The sequence below is a fragment of the Pseudomonas sp. NY11955 genome (assembly GCF_048068035.1).
GTDB lineage: Bacteria > Pseudomonadota > Gammaproteobacteria > Pseudomonadales > Pseudomonadaceae > Aquipseudomonas.
The window spans coordinates 1-17,905 of record NZ_JBLUPS010000025.1; the positions used below are offsets into that span (position 1 = coordinate 1).

Genomic DNA, 17,905 nt, shown 5'->3' on the forward strand with positions numbered 1-17,905 from the left:
CCCCAATGGCTGGGCCGGCCTTCTCGCGGGCTTCAGCCGCAAAAAACCCGGCACAAGCCACCCCAAATCTGAATTTGCAGGAGTCGTCATGGACGCTCGCTTGATTGCTTTCCTGGACCGTGCCGAATCGGTACTGGCGCGCCTCGAACCCCTGTTGCCGGCACAACGCCCGAACATCGACTGGGGCACCACCCTGGCCGCCCGCTGGCAGCGCGATGGCCGCAGCGGCTACCTGCTGCCGCTGGAAGTCAGCCTGGACATTCGCCTGACCGACCTGATCGGTGTCGACAAGCAACGTGACCAGCTGGGCCGCAACACCCACCAGTTCATCAACGGTCTGCCAGCCAACCACGCGCTGCTGTGGGGCTCGCGCGGCACCGGCAAATCGTCGCTGGTACGTGCCCTGCTGGCCGAGCACGCCAACGCCGGCCTGCGCCTGATCGAAATCGAGCGCGATCACCTGGCAGACTTGCCACGGGTGGTCGAGCAACTGCAAAAGCTGCCGCAACGTTTCGTCCTGTTCTGCGACGACCTGTCGTTCGAAGCCGGGGAGGGCGATTACCGCGTGCTAAAGAGCGTGCTCGACGGCTCGCTGGAGCAGGCTCCGGACAACGTGCTGTTGTACGCCACCTCCAACCGCCGCCACCTGGTGCCGGAGAAGGAGAGCGACAACGAGAACTGGAAACGCGTGGACGGCGAGTTGCACCCTAGCGAGGCGGTGGAAGACAAGATTGCCTTGTCTGATCGCTTTGGCCTGTGGCTGTCGTTCTACCCGTTCACCCAGGACCACTTCCTGAATGTTGTCGAGCATTGGATCGGCCAGCTGGCACGCCCTGCGGGGCTGGCCTGGCAGCGTGACGAGCAGCTCGACATCCTCGCCGTGCGCTGGGCCACCGGCCGCGGTAACCGTAATGGCCGCTGTGCCTATCAGTTCGCCCGCTATTGGGTTGGGCTGCAATTGCTGGAGCAAAAGTAAATGATCGACCTCAATGCCAGTGGCGCCGGCCTCGACGGCTACAACCTGCTGGCGGCGCAAGTGCAGGCGCTGTTTGCCGACGAGCGTGACTTCATCGCCAATGCCGCGCAGTTTTCGGCGTTTCTGTATAACCAGGTGGACGACCTGAACTGGGCGGGGTTTTACCTGAACCGCAACGAAGAACTGGTGCTGGGGCCGTTCCAGGGGCAGGTGGCGTGCGTGCGCATTCCTTTCGGCAAAGGCGTGTGCGGGGCGGCGGCGGCCACGCGGCAGACCCAGCGGGTGGAGGACGTGCATGCGTTCCCAGGGCACATTGCCTGCGACAGCGCGTCCAACAGCGAGCTGGTGATCCCGTTGCTGAAGGAAGGCAGGTTGATTGGCGTGCTGGACCTGGACAGCCCGAAGGTTGGGCGTTTCAGTGAGGCGGACCAGGTGGGATTGGAGCGGTTGGCGGCGATCTTTCTTGAGCTGACTGACTGCTGATTGTTGTGCTGCGAAGAGGCCGCTACAGGTTAAACCATCAGTCGTACATCACCTTCTTCTTCCAGGTCTCTTCTTCATCGGTCTTGAGCCCATCGGTCAATTCGTTGTGCTCGTCCTCGGCCGGGGTCATGCGGTCCAGCACCTGGGCGTTGGCGCGGGCCAGCAGTTTCTCAAGGTACGTCAGTTGCTCTTCATACACCTTCGGCTCCGGTTGCTTGCGCAGGTATTGCACGCCGCGCTCGAACGCTAGCCGCGCCTGGCCGGGCTGGCCTTTCTGCAGGGCCTGTTGGCCAAGGTTGTTGAAGAATTCGATATGCAGCAAAACCAGGATATGGCGAATTTCCTTGATCCAGTGCTTGGCCTCGGGCGTGGCCAGGAAGCCTTCCTGGGCCGCACGGGTCACCTGGTTGTGCATGGCCTCCAATAGGAAGCGCACGTCTTTGGCCTTGACCTCGGTGTGGATCGGGTTCGGTGGGTTGTTGGCCGGGATCTTGTCGCCCAGGGCAATCAGCGCTTCCAGTTCGGCGATGCGCGCCTTGAGTTCGGCATTGTGCTTGTCCACTGCCAGCAGGCGCTGGTTGAGGTTCAGTTCCAGGCGGGTCAGCAGCAACTTGAGGGCTGGAGTCATGAACTGGCCGGGGAAGGTCTCGGTGATTTCGCCACAGCGGCGCAGACGGTCGGCCAGCTCGATCTTAGTCCGGGCGCGTTCGAGCTTGCCGTTCTCGACCACATTGTTGAGGTAGCCGATCACGATCAGCAACGCGATGCCCGCCACGATGAGCAGGGTGATCAGAAGTGGTGTCACCGTTAATGCCTCATGAATAGGTTTGCACTATTGAGTGTAGGAGCGAGCTTGCTCGCGAGAGGCCCAAGCAGCCATTCTCTTTTTCTATCGGCAAACTGTGCCATGACTGGATGCTGGCACATTAATGCTGACTTGACGCCAGAAAATCAACGGCAAACCCCACCGGGCTGCCTGAAACAGCGTTGGCTATACCCGGAAGTCATTGATTTAAATAAATTTCTACAAAGGGGTTGACGCCTTCCCGAACCATCCATAGAATGCGCGCCACTTGCAGCGTAAAGCACACAGCGAAACGCGGCAGGGAGTGAAAGCAAGCAGTAATGCTTGTAGCGTGTCCCCTTCGTCTAGTGGCCTAGGACACCGCCCTTTCACGGCGGTAACAGGGGTTCGAGTCCCCTAGGGGACGCCAAATGCGGGAATAGCTCAGTTGGTAGAGCACGACCTTGCCAAGGTCGGGGTCGCGAGTTCGAGTCTCGTTTCCCGCTCCAGTTTCTCCGGCAACGCTTAACGGCGGGGCAGGAAAAGAAAATCCAGGCTGAATCGTGAGGTTCAAACCTGGTGCACTGAAAAGTGTTGTGTGTCCCCTTCGTCTAGTGGCCTAGGACACCGCCCTTTCACGGCGGTAACAGGGGTTCGAGTCCCCTAGGGGACGCCATTTGCGGGAATAGCTCAGTTGGTAGAGCACGACCTTGCCAAGGTCGGGGTCGCGAGTTCGAGTCTCGTTTCCCGCTCCAGTTTAAATACTGTGGCGTCTATGCGGTGCAGTGGTAGTGAAGGTCTTCATGGCGCTTCACGCCGTAGTGGTAAAGCTTCAAATGCGGGAATAGCTCAGTTGGTAGAGCACGACCTTGCCAAGGTCGGGGTCGCGAGTTCGAGTCTCGTTTCCCGCTCCAAACATGTAAAGCAAAAAGGGACCTTCGGGTCCCTTTTTGCGTTTTCGTCGTTCCAAAAACCGCCAGCCTGGCAGCGCATTGCCAGGCTGGTTGGGTATCAGCGATAAGTGATGGTGAAGTTGAGCGCCCCATTGGCTTCGCCAGGGGTGACGATGGGGGCGATCTGGTAATAGCGGGCGTGAAAATCCAGGGCGATGTCGCCGGGGCTCAGCGGTTTCACAGCAACGTCTTTTTCAAGCTGGAACGGGGTGATGCCGTCTGCTTGCAGTACCTGGATGCCAATGCCGGAAGCCCCCGAGCCGCTGGACAGGCTGAACACGCCTTCGTCGGCGTTGATCGTGCTCGACCCATTGGCTCCGTCGAGCCGGACGTAGGCCTGGGTGCCGCCAGGCGCGTCGCTTTCACAGTCGTTGAGCCTGATCTGGAAGGGGATTGCTTTGGTGACGTCACCGGGAGCGCCAAAGTCCTTCACCTCGTGTGTGCCCAGTTCGACCGGGGCTGGGTTGACCGCATCGGCCTTCAGCGTGCACTGCGCGGTGGTCACCGTGCCATGCAGGTGATAGCGCATCACGGTACCGACGTGGCTGTAGGTGCCACTGAACAGTTGCACGCCGTTGAACGACTGGGGGCCGGGAGCTATCGGGCCGGTCTTGATCAAGGTGATGAACGCACGCAGGTTGCTCATCTGGATGCCGGTAGGCCCGGGGTCGTGGTCAGCGTAGCCTTGCCATGGGACAGATGTCCATTTGGTATAGGTCCACGCATTGGGAGGCACGGCACCTGCGCCGGTATAGGGCATGTCCAGGCGCACATGAATGCCGATACCGTCCACGCCAGTCTGGATCACTCGACCGGTGAGGTCTTCGCCGTTGACCGGCGGCAGCGAACCGGTGAACAGTGGCTGGGTATTGTTCACGCTGGCTACAAGGCGTGGTCCCTGGGCCAGGAAGTTGGTACAAATCACCATCGAACCATCTTCGTTAGGCAGGTTGTAGCGCACATTGGCCTGGCCGATCACGGATCCGATTGGCGCATCCCGGCCTATCCAAGTGCTGCCGAGATTGAGGTTATGCACCAGTTCGCCGGTAACGGGGAACGCCCACTCGCAGAGCGATGATGCAGATGCTTCCCCGCTGGTCAGCAGTGCCAGGCATAGGGGGGGCAACGAGGCGCAAGTGGATAGTTTCATGAGTTCAGGTCCAGGGGGCTGTTTGTCGTGGGTGACGGGCATTGCAGGGTGTCCAGGTGGTAGCCTTGTTCCTGGCGCATGCTGCTAGGGGTGATGGCCAGGTGGCAGGTCTGTTTGCCCCACTGCGCGCGCAATTGCTGTGGTTTGTCGTCGGTGGCCACCAGCGCTTGGCCGGCCTGGCCGACAACTGCCAGCACCTCGCCCTGCTCATCACTGACTTGGGCGCCGAAGGGGAGCGGTTTGCCGTTGGCCTGTAGCAAGGTCAGGATCAGGCGGCTGACGTTGCGGGCGGAAAAGGTTGCTTTGACGACTGCGCCGCGACGGGGCACTACCTGGGTGCTGCCGTTGTCGATCTGTACCTGAGGGTCCAGGTTGGCGGTTTCCAGGTACAACGGGTTGTTGCGATAGGGGCGCAGGTGTGGTGCGATCAGAAAGCCTGCGCTGTCGGTGCTGCCGCCGGGGGTGTTTTGCAGCCCGAGGCCAGGCGTACCGGGGACCTCGACCAAGGCATTGGTTTCACCTAGCTGGCTGGCCAGGGTCAGGCCACCTGCGTGCAGCAACATGGCGCCACTGGCGTTGGCTGAGAATGACTGATAGTTGCTGCCTTGGGTGTAGCCGGCACCGAAGTTGGCCCTGGCGCTCTGGTAACCGACCGAGAGTGCGCCGGATGTCTCTTGCTGGATACTGCGGGTGGTCGAGGCGGTGTACCTGAAGCGGTTGTCCAGCGCGCCGCCGCTGAGGGTGGCGCGTTGGCTCTGGCGGCCGTTACTGGACTGGGTGGCGAACGTGGCACTGGCGCCATTGAACCAGTCCAGGGGCAAGGTCATGCTCAGGCCGATCAGGCGGTCCTGATGACTGTCGTTGTCCAGCGATTGCGAGGCGAACAGGTTGAAATTGATGTTGCGGTACTGGGTGTTGTACTGCAGTTGGTATTGCCTGCGCTGCAGGTTGCTGCGCCAGTAGTCGTCCTGGGACAGCGTCAGGCTCAGCGAGCCGTGATTGCCCAGGCTCTGGTACACCGAGGCTTCGAGGCGGCTGCGGCGGTTGCCGAGGTAACCGCTGTAGGCATGGCGTTCGCGTACGGCCTCGTCAAAGTCGCGGTAGCCTTCACTTGAGTAGCGGTAGCCGGCGAACCGCAGGTTGGTGCCGGTGGTGAAGGCCTTGCCGTAGCGGGCGGAATAGCTCTGGCCTTGCACTTGGCCCAGCCGCTCGCCGAGGTCGGCGCTGGCCTGGGTGATATCCAGCGACACCGCGCCCAGATTCCCCAGGTCGCGGGCCATGCCGAGCAGTGCGGCGCGGTAGTAATCGCCGCCCTGCACGCCGCCATACAAAGTGCTCCAGCTGCCGCCGCGGGCCAGCGTCGCCTGCCACAGCAGTGGGTTGTCGAGGTGTTCGGCACCATTGTAGCGGCCCAAGGTGGCGCTGTAGCGCCACACGCCTGGGCGCAGCAGGTTGGCGAGGCTGGAATACGGCTGGATGAAGCTCCGTACCTGGCCGTCGGCTTCGGTCAGCACCACTTCCAGTTCACCGCTGCCGCCACCTATGCCGAGGTCGTCGATCTCATAGGGCCCAGGGGCGACGAAGGTGGTGTAGATCAGGTAACCGTTGAGCAGCACCTCCACTTTTGCCCGGGTCTGGGCAACGCCGCGGATGACTGGGGCGTAACTTTGCATCACGTCAGGCAGCATGCCCATGTCGGAGGCCACCTGCATGCCCTTGAATGGCAGGCTGCGGAAGACTTCGCCGTGGCTGAAGGTTTCACCGAGGGTGAAGTTGCCGCGGTTGTCGGGCAGGTCGCGTTGCAGGTAAGTGTTGCTGCGGGTCCAGTTGCGTTCGCCTTGGCCGTCGTCGCGCAGCGCCTGGCTGCTGCGCAGGCGCCAGGCGCCGAGGTTGACGCCGCTGTTGAGCAGCAGGTCATGGCTGCTCTGGCTGCCATTACGGTGGTTGAGGGCCTGGGTGGCGACCTGGTAGTTGAGAAAGGCGGCGTTGATACCGGCGTCCCAGTGCTCGGCCGGTACCGCGCCGGCAATGTCGCGGCGCAGGGCGAACTGCGGGATCGACACGGCCAGTTGCAGCTTGCCGGGGTCCAGTTCGGCGCGGGCGTCAGGCAGCAGGCGGGCCAGGTCCTGGCAGGGCATGCTGTCATCCAGCGGCTGCTCAAGGACCTCCTCGCGCAGGCCGAATTCGCGCAGCAGGTCGGCCGACAGGCACGCTTGCAGGCCTTGCTGGTCGAGGCTGGGCAAGAAGTCCAGTTCGCGCTCGCCGAGGTGGGCCAGGTTCAGCGTGATGCCGACGCGGTAACGGCCGGGCGCCAGGGACTCATTGGCGGCGAGTGACTGTAGCGCCAGCTGTGCGGCATCGGCCGACTCGCCAGGGGCCTGGCGCATGAAACTGGCGTTGAAGGTCGGTGCTGGCGGGCTGGCCAGCACCGGCCGGAAGGCACACAGCAGCAGGCTGGTGCCACCCAGCGCCAGCAGCGGCGCTAGGCGCAGGCGGGATGGCGTGCGTGAGCGTTGGGGGAGGGGGGGCATGGACGATTACCTATCGGGGGCGACGGGCCTGGCCTTTGCACAGGCTGGCCGTGGCAGCGGGAACGAAGGGCTGCACGATAGGAATTAACGGTGATGCAGGATGTAGGTGATTTCTTTATGAGCGGGGAAATTGTTGCAAATGTGGCGGAGTAAAAAATCAGGGCCCCGAAGGGCCCTGAACATTAGCAGCACTTGAAATTATCTATGAAGACCCTTTGCCGTTAACTTTACGGATAAAGTTGATTAAGTTCATTTTGAGTCAAGCCTCTCATGCCGTTGGTATTACTTCGTCCAAGGGAGTCATTAGCATTTTTCCTGTCTTTTGGGATTAGGAACAACTTCCTTAAACCTGTTCGTCCTGCAGCAGCAAGGTTACCCAGAGCACCAACACCGCCGGTAACGTTAGTTGAAGGTGGAGGGTTAACAGGACGGGCGGGCGCTTTCCTTCTAACGGCCACAGGGCTGGCTTCGGGGGTATTCCCATAATCGGGAGTCACAGTCCTTGGGGTTGATGAGGCTCGTGAACGCACGCTACCCCCGGCAGGTAAAGCAGGTGGACTGTTTGAAGGAAGGACTGGGTCAGCGACAGCAACGTGGGGCGCTGCGTTTACAACTGGCTCTGCCAGCGGTCCTCTCAAAATCGTATCAGCCCCAGCCTTGCTGAAAAACTTTTGTTTAGCCCAGCCATGAACTCTCTGGCCTACCGAAGCCAGGGACATGATAGCGCCACCAGCGGCCGATATTATCGCGCCATATTGGGCAATCTCTGGGTTATCGGCCAGTGTACCGTACACCGCCATACTTAGCCCACCAACCGCAGCAACACTACCGGCAATGGCTAACGCAATGCCGATGCCGGCAGGCGGGAAGGCAAATACGAAGGCCAGGCCGACAATAGCGCCTATCGCGGAATAGATCACGTTCTGCCACTTCTCCAGGAAGGTTGGCTTGGGCTGCTTGATTGGATCAATGACCGGCGGCAGCGGATCGTTGTTGCTCTCGGCGTAATGCCCGGTGGGGTCGCGCCAGTTGACCGGGTTGCCCAATACGTACAGGTATGGGTTGATCCCGGATTGCTCCGGGTCGAGCGAGTCCGGGCTGTGGAAGCACATCAGGCCGGGGTTGTAGGCGCGGTAGCCGCGGCCCAGCAGGTACCAGCCAAAGGCGGCTTCACGCACCTCGCCATTGAACGCCAGCAGGCTGGCCAGATTTTTCTCTTCCTCGTTCTCCTTGTCCAGCGTGCGCTCACCGTAGGCACTGTAGCGCGTGTTGTGCAGGCCACTGCCGGCATATTCGCCGACCACGCTGCCCGCTGCATCGGTCAGTAGCAGACGGTTGTCGTCAGGCTGCGCGTTCACCTGCATGGCCAGTGCGGTTTCACCGTCATACAGGTATTGGGTGAGCACGCCACTGTCGTGGGTGGCGCTGAGGCGATAGCCCTGGTAGCGGCGCTGTACCTCGGCGGCGTTGCCGTGCTTGACCCCAAGCAAATGGTCATGGCCGTCGTAGCGGTACTTGGCCAGTACCTCTGTATCGTCGCTGGCGCGAACCTCGATGAGGCGGCTGCGGTCATCGTAGTGCAGCAGCCGGCCCCATTCATCGTTGCGCATGTTGCCGTCGGCGTCGTAGTTGAAGGCCTGGTCGGCCGGGTAGTCCGGCTGCAGGCTGTGGGTCACGCGTTCGAGCTGGAAGCTGCCATCGGTTTTGTAGGTAAAACGGGCGCTGTCCACTTCGCCGTCTGCGAAGGTGGTATTGCAGCGGGTCAGTTGATCCCTTGCATCGAAGCGCATGATCTGGCCGGTCATGGCGCGCCCAGCGGTGTTGCGGGGCAGTTGCGAGCCGCTGTAGTCGACGCTTTCCAGGCGGTCCAGGTTGTCGTAGGCGAAGGTTTCCCCGAGTAGCAGCTCGCCGTTCTGATGGCGCGTACGGGCATGCAGCTGATCATCGTCACGCCAGGTCTGCTCCAGTACCTGTGCCGTTCCGTCGTCCAGGGTCAAGGTACGTTGCACCTCGCGACCGAAGCAGTCGTATTGCTGCTCGCAAGTGACCTTGCGCTGGCTGTGCTGGTCCACGGTTTCGGTTTTTTTCAGCCGGCCATCGTCGTCGTATTCGAAGCTGGCCTCCAGTTTGCCGCGCAGGGTTTTTACCAGGCGGCCCTGCGGGTCATAGTGGTGAACGGTGCGCTCTTCGTCACCGCTGCGGTCCAAGATACGGCCTTGCGGCGAGCAGCGGTAGTTGATGGTATGGTCGTCGTTGATGCGGCTGTTCTTCGCGTTACCTTTCCAGCTTTCCCGCAGCAGGTAGCCCTGGTCGGTGTAGCTGTAGGTACGTACGCCCTCGGAGTTGGTGGCCGAGGTAATAGAGGCGTCCGGGCGCTCGAACTCGAAGCTCGGGTTGTCGAGGGTTTCCGTTTTTTGCCCATTCTCGTCGGTGAGAGTGGTGATGATCTGGGTGGGCTGGGTCGTGACTTCAGGTTGGTAGCTATAGGTATGGGTGCGTTTGCTACTGCGGTGATGCTGGTGCACCAGTGTGCGCCCTTCCTGGTAGTCATAGCGTTCGATCCGCGGCCCGACGGCCAGGGTTTTCATGCGGCCGAGGCCATCGAAGGTACGTGTGCAGATAGGCGTGGTATCGCCTTCGAGCTCTAGCCGCGTGGTGAGGGTGTCGCTGGTAAAATCGGCGAATTTGCGCAGCAATGCGCTTTGGTCGGGGCGTTCGTTGCGCATCATGCGGCCCCAGACATCGTAGCTGAACTTCCAAGTATGGCTCATCGGCGCTTTGAGCGCCGTTGGCGTGCTCAGCGGGTCGCGCTGGGTGCGTGTCTCCTGCACGCTACGGCCAAGGCCGTCGTACAGGTAATCGCGCCTGCCCACCTCTTGCCCGTCCAGGTCGATGCGCTGTTCATAAACGGGTTTGCCAAAGCGGTTCAGTTCTGTTTTTTGCCGTTGGCGCTTCACCGGCGTCCCTTCATTGGCGCGCTCCTGCCAGGTTTCGACGATGTCGCCGTCTTTGCCGAACGGTGTGCGTTGCTGGCGCTGAATGACGCCATCGGGGCCGACGGTCTTGCTCAGGTTGCCCCAGTCGTCGTACTCGAAGCGGGTGGTCAGTTCGAGGTGTACGTCGTCAGCGAGTTCGTCATGGATCGTTTCAGCGCACTGGCGCCCCAGGCTGTCGTATTGCTTGCTCGCCACCGGGAAGGTCTTGTACACGGGGGTACGCGGATTATTGGCCGTATCGATGTCGCGTGTCTCGCCTACGCCGCGGTTGAGGCCATCGAGCAACAGGGTACTCACAACGTTCTGCACGTCGGTTGTCACTTGTGTTGGCTGGGAGCCGTTCACACTCAGGTGATAAGCGTAGGTGCGCGACACCTCGAAGAGGGTTTTGGGTGCCACGGTTTCGCGGACCCGGCGGCGCAAGGCATCGTAGTAGATGTGCGTATACACACCGTTGCTGTCCTGCTGGCGCATCACTTGGCCGGTGTAGCGTGATACGGCACTGTAAAGGACGCGTTTGATGAGGTCGTGGCCCTTCGAGGTGTGACGGGTCTGGAGCAGGCTCTGCTTGCCGTCATCGCCGTTGATCAGGCTATAGAACGATTTGCTGGTGGTGGTCCTGTCCTTCAACGGGTCGTCGCCGTTTTTCAAGGTCTGGCTCACGGTGTCCGGGCGCATGTGCAGCAGCGGGTCGTCCGGCCTTTCGAGGTAAGTGAGTTTGGAGTGCTGCAACAAGGTAGTGGCTGCGTTTTCGTCGGCACTGGCCAGTTGCAAGGTGCGCTGATCCTTGATCACCGTTTCGCCGAAGGTCTTGCGTGCGCCATTGAGGGGGGCGATTTCCTTGTAGCGATAATGGCTGCGCAGGATTGCCGCTTGACCTTCTGCTTGGGTAGAAGGGTAGGTGGTCTTGCACTTGACTCGGCGCTTGAAGTGCTGCAGGTCGGCTGGGCAGGCTACCTGTTCTTTGCCATCGATGATTTCTTTTTCGCCTTCGATGGGGTAGTAGGAGTATGCCGTGCGGATACCGTTGTGCTCGATCTCTTCGAGCAGGTTGCAATGTTCGTCGAAGGTGGTCGTTTTGGTTTCTTCACGGGGCCAGGTGGCACCGTCCTCGACCTTCCAGCGTTGGGTCACCTTGTGCGGCAGCTGGAAGTAAGCCGGTTGGTGGGCGAATTCCAGCCCCTCTTGCTCGTGGTATTCGGTGTAGGTTTCCTGCACGCAACCGTTCTGCGCTTCGGTTTCGTGGGTTATCAGGTGGAAGCGGTTATAGCGACTGGTAACGGTACGTAGCACCCTGCCATCGCCAGGTGACGTGTCATCGGCTGCCTTGAGCCAATGGCTGGCAGTTGAGCCATACTCGAAATCGCCGCCGGTGAACTGGTACAGATTGTCCAGACCATCGTCACGCCACGTGATGCCACTGGCACCTCGGCCGAGATAGTTGTTGTCGGTGTATTCGTAGGTGGTGACCATTACCGGCTGATCGAAGCGTGGGTCGACGGCATGGCGCTTGACCCTTGGCAGGGGCGGGCGGGCGTCGTTCGGGAACCGATGTCCGTTGTTTCCGACCCAGTATTCGACTGTTTCCACTGCACCAAAAGGGGTGGTGATCTGTTGCAGCAGCGCCAGGTTCTGTCCCAGGCCCACGTCATACTCGATGTGCTGGTAATCAAATTTCCAGCCGGCGCCTTCCTCGGCCGGTAGCAGCACTTGTTGGGGAAGCCTTAGCGCTGGTGTGCCTCGCTGCTCGAGTTTGACCTCGTAACGGGCCGAGGTCAGGGTGTTGCTGTCGACGTCTGGGTACAGGTCGAATACTACGCTGCCGCTGTCGTAGGTAATCTTCAGCAGTGTCTCGTTGTTTCCATCAACGATGCTTGTCAGGCAGGGTATCTGGTTGAAGTCGTCATCATAGTTCAGGGTGATCCCATGCCCCGACGCCGCTTCGATGCGGACTGGCAGGGCAACACGCCGGTTGCTGGGGCCTTTCAGTTGTAGAAACTCCACCAGGCCATTCTTGTATTCCACACGCCAATTTTCTGTATCTTCCTGATGCAGGTGGAAGCTCTCCAGCTTGCGCTCTTTGATCGCCAGCCCAGTACCGTCGCCCATGTCGCTACCGGTAACTTTCAGCGTCTCGCCGGTCTGCAGGCTGAGCAGGTTGCTGGCAGGCACATACTGGCTGAGGTTAAGGCTCCAGCCGTGGCCGAAACCTGCATCCAGATGGTTCATTGGGTTGAAGCCAAGGCGCAGTGGCAACGCCGGGCCCATCTGATCGTTACCGACCAATTCTGGCAGCACGATAGCCAAGGTGTACTGCCCGGTTCGCGGGTCTACGCTATTTTGCACGAAACTGCTGAAGTTGTAGGCGTTGGATTGGGCTGTTGAGGTCGTGGACATATCGGTGTCCTCCTTTATTGTGCAGCAGGGCGAAGATTGGCGCAGAGGTAGCGGGTTGGGCCCTCCTCATCGTTCTTGTGCGCGCGACCGATCATGACTTGGTTAGCTGGGCATGTTTCGGAAGTTTCGCTGTTTTCCTTGTGCTCTGGTGACCACTGGGTGGGCTCGACCAGAACGATTCGGTTGTGTGTAGGATCGACGAGGGAAGCGCATTGATATTTGGTATCCCCATTTTCATCGCCCTTGTGATGGCGGCCAGTCATGACGGTGTTGATCGGGCAGGTAAAATAGATATAGCGCTTGTTATTCGCGGATGGGATTACGCTTGCCGCTTCTGGGTCCAGGCCCGACTCCCGAAAACTTACAGACCATTTTCGGTCGCGGATTTCATAGTTTTTAGCCAGGCGGCAGCCATAAGAGGTGTCCTCGTTTTCTTTGCCCTGGTGGTATCGATGAAAAATTATCGATGACCCCGAACAGACGCGTTCACTGTCATTGCTCTCTGACTCTCCAGGTATCCCTGTGGTGTCTTCCAGCGTTAGAAAGTTAAGGGGTTCGGGTGTGTCAATGTTGCCAGATGCAATGAACTTTACACATGTCGTCGCATCGCGCATTAACTCGCCGGATACCTCTTTTTTGTCGACGAGTTTCAGGCCGCGGAAGATGGTTTGGTTTTTTAAATAGGTTTGAAGTTCTTCAAATGAATAAATTTTCGAAGAGCCCGTATCGGTGGCGGTAGTTTTGAGTTTAATCCAGTACTCATTGTCTTCAGCGACTTTAGTATTACAGTCAGGTCGCGAAGAGAAGATAATTTCCATGGCTGAAGGCAGCCGGTCAAATAGAACGCTTCGTGCGGTGGTGGGATAACAACCGTAGCTGGGGCTGTTCGTCGCATAATTGTACGTTTGCCCCGAGCCCTCGGCTGGCGGAGTGAAGCTACAAGGCTCGTTGTTTTTGCTCAGTAGTTTGACGGCACCGAGCGGCTCACTGGCGAATGCCGGCATGTTCAGTGTGGCACTGAACATGGCAAGCGTTAGGGGTAGCAGGATATTGCGTTTTGATAATTCCATCGTTATGCCCTGTCGCGGAATTTGTTAGTGGTTTGTTTCAATTTTGGCGGATCGCGCTATTAGCCTAAAAGGTTGTGTGGCTGCAGGCACCTAGCAAAAATAACAGGGGAGCACCTGTTAAAATTGTCAGGTGCGTCTCCGCCAATAGTGTGATAGGCCAACGTATACCTAGTAATTTTGGCAGTTGTGCGCCTGCCGATTGGGCTTATAACGTATGGCAAGTCCATCTAAGTAAGGCGATTTTCATGCGAAGCCTCCCGGTAACAAAGCGCGCAGGTTTTCTGTCTGCACCGACCATTAAGATCCGTAATGCGTATGACGAAATCGATCTGGAGGAATTAGGCAATCAGCCATTAGAGACGTACATCCATTACGATGGCATTGCCGAAGGCGACCAGCTCAGGGTTCATTGGCGAGGGGCCACGGAAACGGGAGAAGCCCTGGAAGCGGTGGGTATCGGCGTTGAAGTTGAGCAACCGGAGTTTGACCCGGTCACAAAACGCCTGCGCGTACTTATTGGCAATGAATATGTCAGGCAGGGCGATCAAGGCTATGCCTTTTATTACTATGAACGCGTGAGCGGTACGCCCGTCGAGTCACTGCGCACGTTCAGCTTCGTCGGCGTACGACCGCATCGCATGGAACATATGCCCGTGACGCAAGCCGTTGAATCCCATGCCCTGCATATCGACCCCGATAAGTTGGGCAGCAGCGGTGCCACCTTCGTAGCGCCGCCCTATGCGGCGATGCGTGAGGGGGACACCGCAACATTGGTTTTTCGCGGTTACGAAGCCAACGGTAATCTTGATCAGGAGAAACGCTATCCGCTGACCGTTCAGAAGGACCGTGTCGGCCTTAGCCTGAATTGGAAGGTGGGCAAAGGTGAGTTCAACTTCATCAAGAAGGGGCGTGCGGAAGTCTATTACCAGATTGAATTTGTCGGTGGCGCAGGAGTTCTTGAGGGGCCAGTCCAAACCTATCGGATTGACTCGATTCCCGTAGACCCGGTGCTTCTGCCTGCCCTTGAGATCGTGGGCTACACCGGTGGCCCGCTTGATCCTGAAAATTTCCCTGACGGCCTGATGGTAAATGTACCTGCTTACCCAAGGTTGCATACCGCTGACTGGACATTGCTGCATGTCAACGATGAGCCGGGTGCTGCTGCGCTGCGTGCCGACCTGAGCACGCTGGCCAGTGGAGTACAGGGTGTTCACCTGGATGCGCAGGTGCTCAAGGGCACTACGCGGTTGACGCTGGGTTATCAGGTTGCGCGGGAAGGGCTGGGCCTTGCCGGCCAGATGCTGGATATCGAAGTGCTGCAGCCGCGCAGGTTACTGCCTGTTGTTGTGCAGGATGGGCAGACAGAAAGCCCTGCCCCGAACATGTGGCTGGACGCTAACTTGGCGACAACCGGTGCCACTGTCGAGGTGTCCGACCCTGGCCTGCGTCCGGGCGAGCGGCTGCAGCTGGCCTGGCAAGGGCGTTCGAAGGCCGGGCAATACGAACAGACACTGGTGGAAGGAAGTACCCCACCGTATCTCTTCACTGTTCCGAAAACTGCCGTCGCCGCCAACATGGAGGCGACTGAAAGTGCAATGGATAAGCGTTTCCCGGTGTTATTCCGCCTGCTGCGCGACAACTTGCCCCCGCTGGAATCGCCGCCAGTGCAACTGCGGATTAAACCGTTGGCGCAAGCACGCTATCCGATCATCAAGTGCGACCAAGCATTGGGCACCACCTTGTCGCTGGCTGCGGTGCCACAGGCAGGTGCCACATTGAGGCTGTCAGCCTGGGTGTTCATGGCACAGGGGCAGCGGGTCAACGTTTTGTACCGAGGCGTGAAAGGAAGTGGCAGTGCCCTCGTGGAGTTGTTACGCAGTGCACTCACCGAACAACAGGAAGTGGACCGTGGCGAAGTAGTGGTCACGCTGGATAAGCACATTTTGAGTGAGCAGAAGCTGGGTGAGCTTTTTTCGGTGGAGGTCAGAGTCAACTTTGAGAATGAAGTTGAACAACAGGATACTTGGTTTAATTTCCCTGCTTTGGATTTGACGCTGATTGCGTGAATGTCAAAAAATCGATTGAGGACTGATTATGAAAAATAATACTAAACGTTTTGTGGCGGGTGAGCGCTTGCCAGTCAATGAGTATCTGGCACTGATGGAACGGGAGGTCGAGGGGCTTGGGTGGGATGCGATTCTTGTTTATGACAGGCTTAAGACAAACGTGATTCTGCTGCAGGAGTATATTCAGCGTTTCAGTGCAGATTCCTGGTTTCCACCTGCTAATTTTGATGTATCTACCACAGCCGGCGTGATTGAACGTGTCATCGACTACCGTTTTGACAAGCCACGTCTGTCCTTTGCAAACGCCAATCTCGAAAGTTCGAGGCTCGACTTGATTATGAAAGTCGTCGGCGGTAAGCAGCTGACGATCGAAAATCCGAATAATAAAAAGCTCAGGCAGTTGACCCGTATCAAGATGGCAGATAGTTTGAATGGCCCAGTCCTTCGTGCCCGTGTGAGCTTGGAGGAAGTCAACATCGGGGTTAGCGAAGGGAGGGTTGGCATAGATTTGAGTGCAGGGACGGCATACGAACTTTCGTTTTCTGATACCTCCGAAGAGGGCGCGCTTGCTGGGGCAAGCGTGAAGGAGGTATTTGAAAGCTGGTTGGGCGAAAAGAAAATTTTTGAGCTCAGTCAAATGCCACGTACGGACAATTTGATGAAGCCTGAGTTTATATCGATACGGACACAGGCTTCCGCGGACAGCAACGTGTTGGGTGCCGACAGCGAGGGCGATGGAGCTGTATTGGTTTTTGTTGCGATGGAAGGCAGTGATTCACAGCCAAAGTTTCCGAGCAATGGCTTCAGTTACTTCATTCCGGGTAGCCAGGACGAATTCTCGGCTGTCATGCTTTTTTCGAAGTTAAAGATGTTTAATAGGGTGGTGCCCGTACTCATAGAAAATATGAAGGATGAGGGGATTAGTTTTGCTGCAACATATCTGGGTGGGGTGATCACGGCTACAGAGGGTGGTAGGTTGCAGAACCCTGGGAACGTGGACGTTCCCGGATACACGTTGGAAACGACTCCGATTGGTGCGGTTTATTCGGATCAACGTATCAGAAACGGTCATTTTGGAGAGCTGACGTTACGGCTAATTGATGGAGCTATTCAACTGCGATGGAAGGGGGATGGGGCGAGTAGTGCGTCGTTTCGTAATCCAGAAGGCGTGGTAGTGGATCGGGGTGAGTTCGTATTCGATTACGAGTATAGCTGTGCATATGACTTGCTGCCTGATGCTAATGGGGTAATTGCATTTAAAGCTAAAGACAAGCGTTACAGTTCCACGCTACAGCCGCGAGGTTGGAACGATATGGCAAGGGCGCAATCGGCGCTGGATAAGTCAGGTTATAAAGCTCTTCTCGACAATGAGCGCATGCCGGAGTTGTCGAAAGGGTTTGGTGATCTGGATATGCAAATTGACCTCTTCCTCCTGCACGGTCTGCTGTTCCAAGGAAACCAGCGATTCAGCTCCGAAAGCGTCCATGTTCCCGGCCCATTAGTCATCCTCGGACAATTGAGCCCAGAACTGACAACCTTCCAGATCGACCCGGTAGAGACCATCGTGGGCGCAGGTCGCAAATTTACATTCAAGACCACCGGTGCAAACGTATCGGTCACCTGGTCGGTCGACAACCTTCCGGATGGTAGCGGCGACGCAGGCCAAATCGACTCCGAGACAGGGGAATATACAGCCCCCGAGCGGGCAAACCTGCCCGACAACCACAAGCGAGTAATCGTCACCGCGACAGCAAAAACGGGTGGTGCAGTGAGCCGGGCATTGGTCGGCATCGTCAGCCGGGATATCGGCCTGGATCCGATCGTCTTGATGCCCAAGCTGGGTGCCGTATCATACAAGGTTCGCGCCACGTCGCTGGACGCCAGCGAAACGTTCACCTTCCGCATGTCGAACGGCGCGTTGGGCCAATTGATCGACGACCCGGACTCCGACCCAGACTTCACCTATTCGAAACTGTATGTATCCCCTGCCATCCGAGCGGACTTCGCTCCGGGGCCGCAACCCATTCCGGCGCACTGGCTGGCATACCGCAAGACCCCAGCATGGACCCTTGAGGAAGAGCTATCCCAGTACTTGCATGTCGAGCAGGTACTCGCAGAAGGTTCCAAAGGAAGCAAGCAGGAAGTCGAAGTGCTGCTGCCCCTGCTGAACATTACCAATTGGTTCGAGTTCAAGCCGTCAGGCCAAGGCATCCAACTGGAGCACTGGACCACCAACAAAGTGCTGGGTGATCACATCGTACCCAAAGACAAGACGTTCTGGTTCAAGGTCAAGGGCTCGGGAACGCTGGTTGACGGCGTGTACACGCCCGATCCTTCGTCCGATGAAACCTACGCTGTCATCGTGGCAATCGAGGCCAACGACGATCTCTATAAATGGGTGCCCGCGATTCTGCCGATCCCGTTCGTTGGCGTGGAAACTTACCTTGACATGGTAAAGGAGGACTTGAAATGAACCTCTATTCGAAAGATGCCCTGCTG

The 17,905-nt window shown here is 58.4% G+C and carries 9 protein-coding genes and 5 tRNA genes; 9 read left to right on the top strand and 5 right to left on the bottom strand.

The features are described 5' to 3' along the window. Window positions 1–88 precede the first annotated feature (88 nt). Window positions 89–976 (top strand): ATP-binding protein, encoded by an 888-nt coding sequence (locus ACNFBR_RS28085; protein WP_416737755.1) that lies wholly within the window; start codon window positions 89–91, stop codon window positions 974–976. Next, the gene (locus ACNFBR_RS28090; protein ID WP_416737756.1) at window positions 977–1,459 is read left to right on the top strand and encodes a GAF domain-containing protein; all 483 of its coding nucleotides are present in this window, start codon (window positions 977–979) and stop codon (window positions 1,457–1,459) included. It begins immediately after the preceding gene. A gap of 37 nt (window positions 1,460–1,496) precedes the next feature. On the opposite strand, the gene ACNFBR_RS28095 is transcribed toward ACNFBR_RS28090, so the two are convergent. Beyond that, window positions 1,497–2,264, bottom strand: coding sequence for a hypothetical protein (locus ACNFBR_RS28095; protein ID WP_416737757.1), 768 nt, complete (start codon window positions 2,262–2,264; stop codon window positions 1,497–1,499). Between the two features lie 333 nt (window positions 2,265–2,597). Here ACNFBR_RS28095 and ACNFBR_RS28100 point away from each other — a divergent pair. From ACNFBR_RS28100 to ACNFBR_RS28120, 5 genes are all read left to right on the top strand, one after another. Beyond that, window positions 2,598–2,673, top strand: a tRNA-Glu gene (locus ACNFBR_RS28100). A gap of 3 nt (window positions 2,674–2,676) precedes the next feature. Further along, window positions 2,677–2,752: transfer RNA gene (locus ACNFBR_RS28105), tRNA-Gly, on the top strand. Window positions 2,753–2,843: 91 nt separating this feature from the next. After that, window positions 2,844–2,919, top strand: a tRNA-Glu gene (locus ACNFBR_RS28110). 3 nt (window positions 2,920–2,922) lie between these two features. Beyond that, window positions 2,923–2,998 (top strand) — tRNA-Gly (locus ACNFBR_RS28115). Window positions 2,999–3,081: 83 nt separating this feature from the next. Beyond that, a tRNA-Gly gene (locus ACNFBR_RS28120) sits at window positions 3,082–3,157 on the top strand. A 97-nt stretch (window positions 3,158–3,254) separates the two neighbouring features. On the opposite strand, the gene ACNFBR_RS28125 is transcribed toward ACNFBR_RS28120, so the two are convergent. From ACNFBR_RS28125 to ACNFBR_RS28140, 4 genes are all read right to left on the bottom strand, one after another. After that, window positions 3,255–4,346 (bottom strand): fimbrial protein, encoded by a 1,092-nt coding sequence (locus ACNFBR_RS28125; RefSeq protein ID WP_416737758.1) that lies wholly within the window; start codon window positions 4,344–4,346, stop codon window positions 3,255–3,257. Continuing rightward, window positions 4,343–6,877, bottom strand: coding sequence for a fimbria/pilus outer membrane usher protein (locus ACNFBR_RS28130; protein ID WP_416737759.1), 2,535 nt, complete (start codon window positions 6,875–6,877; stop codon window positions 4,343–4,345). The genes ACNFBR_RS28125 and ACNFBR_RS28130 overlap by 4 nt, the downstream gene beginning before the upstream one ends. Window positions 6,878–7,104: 227 nt before the next feature. Continuing rightward, window positions 7,105–12,270: an RHS repeat-associated core domain-containing protein gene (locus tag ACNFBR_RS28135; RefSeq protein WP_416737760.1), complete on the bottom strand. Its 5,166-nt coding sequence runs from the start codon at window positions 12,268–12,270 to the stop codon at window positions 7,105–7,107. A gap of 14 nt (window positions 12,271–12,284) precedes the next feature. Beyond that, window positions 12,285–13,340 carry a hypothetical protein gene (locus ACNFBR_RS28140; RefSeq protein ID WP_416737761.1) on the bottom strand — a complete coding sequence of 352 codons (1,056 nt, stop codon included), beginning with the start codon at window positions 13,338–13,340 and terminating at the stop codon, window positions 12,285–12,287. A gap of 245 nt (window positions 13,341–13,585) precedes the next feature. On the opposite strand from ACNFBR_RS28140, the gene ACNFBR_RS28145 reads away from it, so the two are divergent. Together ACNFBR_RS28145 and ACNFBR_RS28150 are read left to right on the top strand one after the other, a co-directional pair. Further along, window positions 13,586–15,406 (top strand): hypothetical protein, encoded by a 1,821-nt coding sequence (locus ACNFBR_RS28145; RefSeq protein ID WP_416737762.1) that lies wholly within the window; start codon window positions 13,586–13,588, stop codon window positions 15,404–15,406. 28 nt (window positions 15,407–15,434) lie between these two features. Further along, window positions 15,435–17,879: a hypothetical protein gene (locus tag ACNFBR_RS28150; RefSeq protein ID WP_416737763.1), complete on the top strand. Its 2,445-nt coding sequence runs from the start codon at window positions 15,435–15,437 to the stop codon at window positions 17,877–17,879. The last annotated feature ends 26 nt before the right edge of the window (window positions 17,880–17,905 follow it).

What these genes read in the sequence shown, in the direction of transcription:
- ACNFBR_RS28085 (WP_416737755.1), top strand. Translation starts at nt 89, where the DNA reads ATGGACGCTCGCTTGATTGCTTTCCTGGACCGTGCCGAATCGGTACTG.
- ACNFBR_RS28090 (WP_416737756.1), top strand. Translation starts at nt 977, where the DNA reads ATGATCGACCTCAATGCCAGTGGCGCCGGCCTCGACGGCTACAACCTG.
- ACNFBR_RS28125 (WP_416737758.1), bottom strand. Translation starts at nt 4,346, where the DNA reads ATGAAACTATCCACTTGCGCCTCGTTGCCCCCCCTATGCCTGGCACTG.
- ACNFBR_RS28130 (WP_416737759.1), bottom strand. Translation starts at nt 6,877, where the DNA reads ATGCCCCCCCTCCCCCAACGCTCACGCACGCCATCCCGCCTGCGCCTA.
- ACNFBR_RS28135 (WP_416737760.1), bottom strand. Translation starts at nt 12,270, where the DNA reads ATGTCCACGACCTCAACAGCCCAATCCAACGCCTACAACTTCAGCAGT.
- ACNFBR_RS28140 (WP_416737761.1), bottom strand. Translation starts at nt 13,340, where the DNA reads ATGGAATTATCAAAACGCAATATCCTGCTACCCCTAACGCTTGCCATG.
- ACNFBR_RS28145 (WP_416737762.1), top strand. Translation starts at nt 13,586, where the DNA reads ATGCGAAGCCTCCCGGTAACAAAGCGCGCAGGTTTTCTGTCTGCACCG.
- ACNFBR_RS28150 (WP_416737763.1), top strand. Translation starts at nt 15,435, where the DNA reads ATGAAAAATAATACTAAACGTTTTGTGGCGGGTGAGCGCTTGCCAGTC.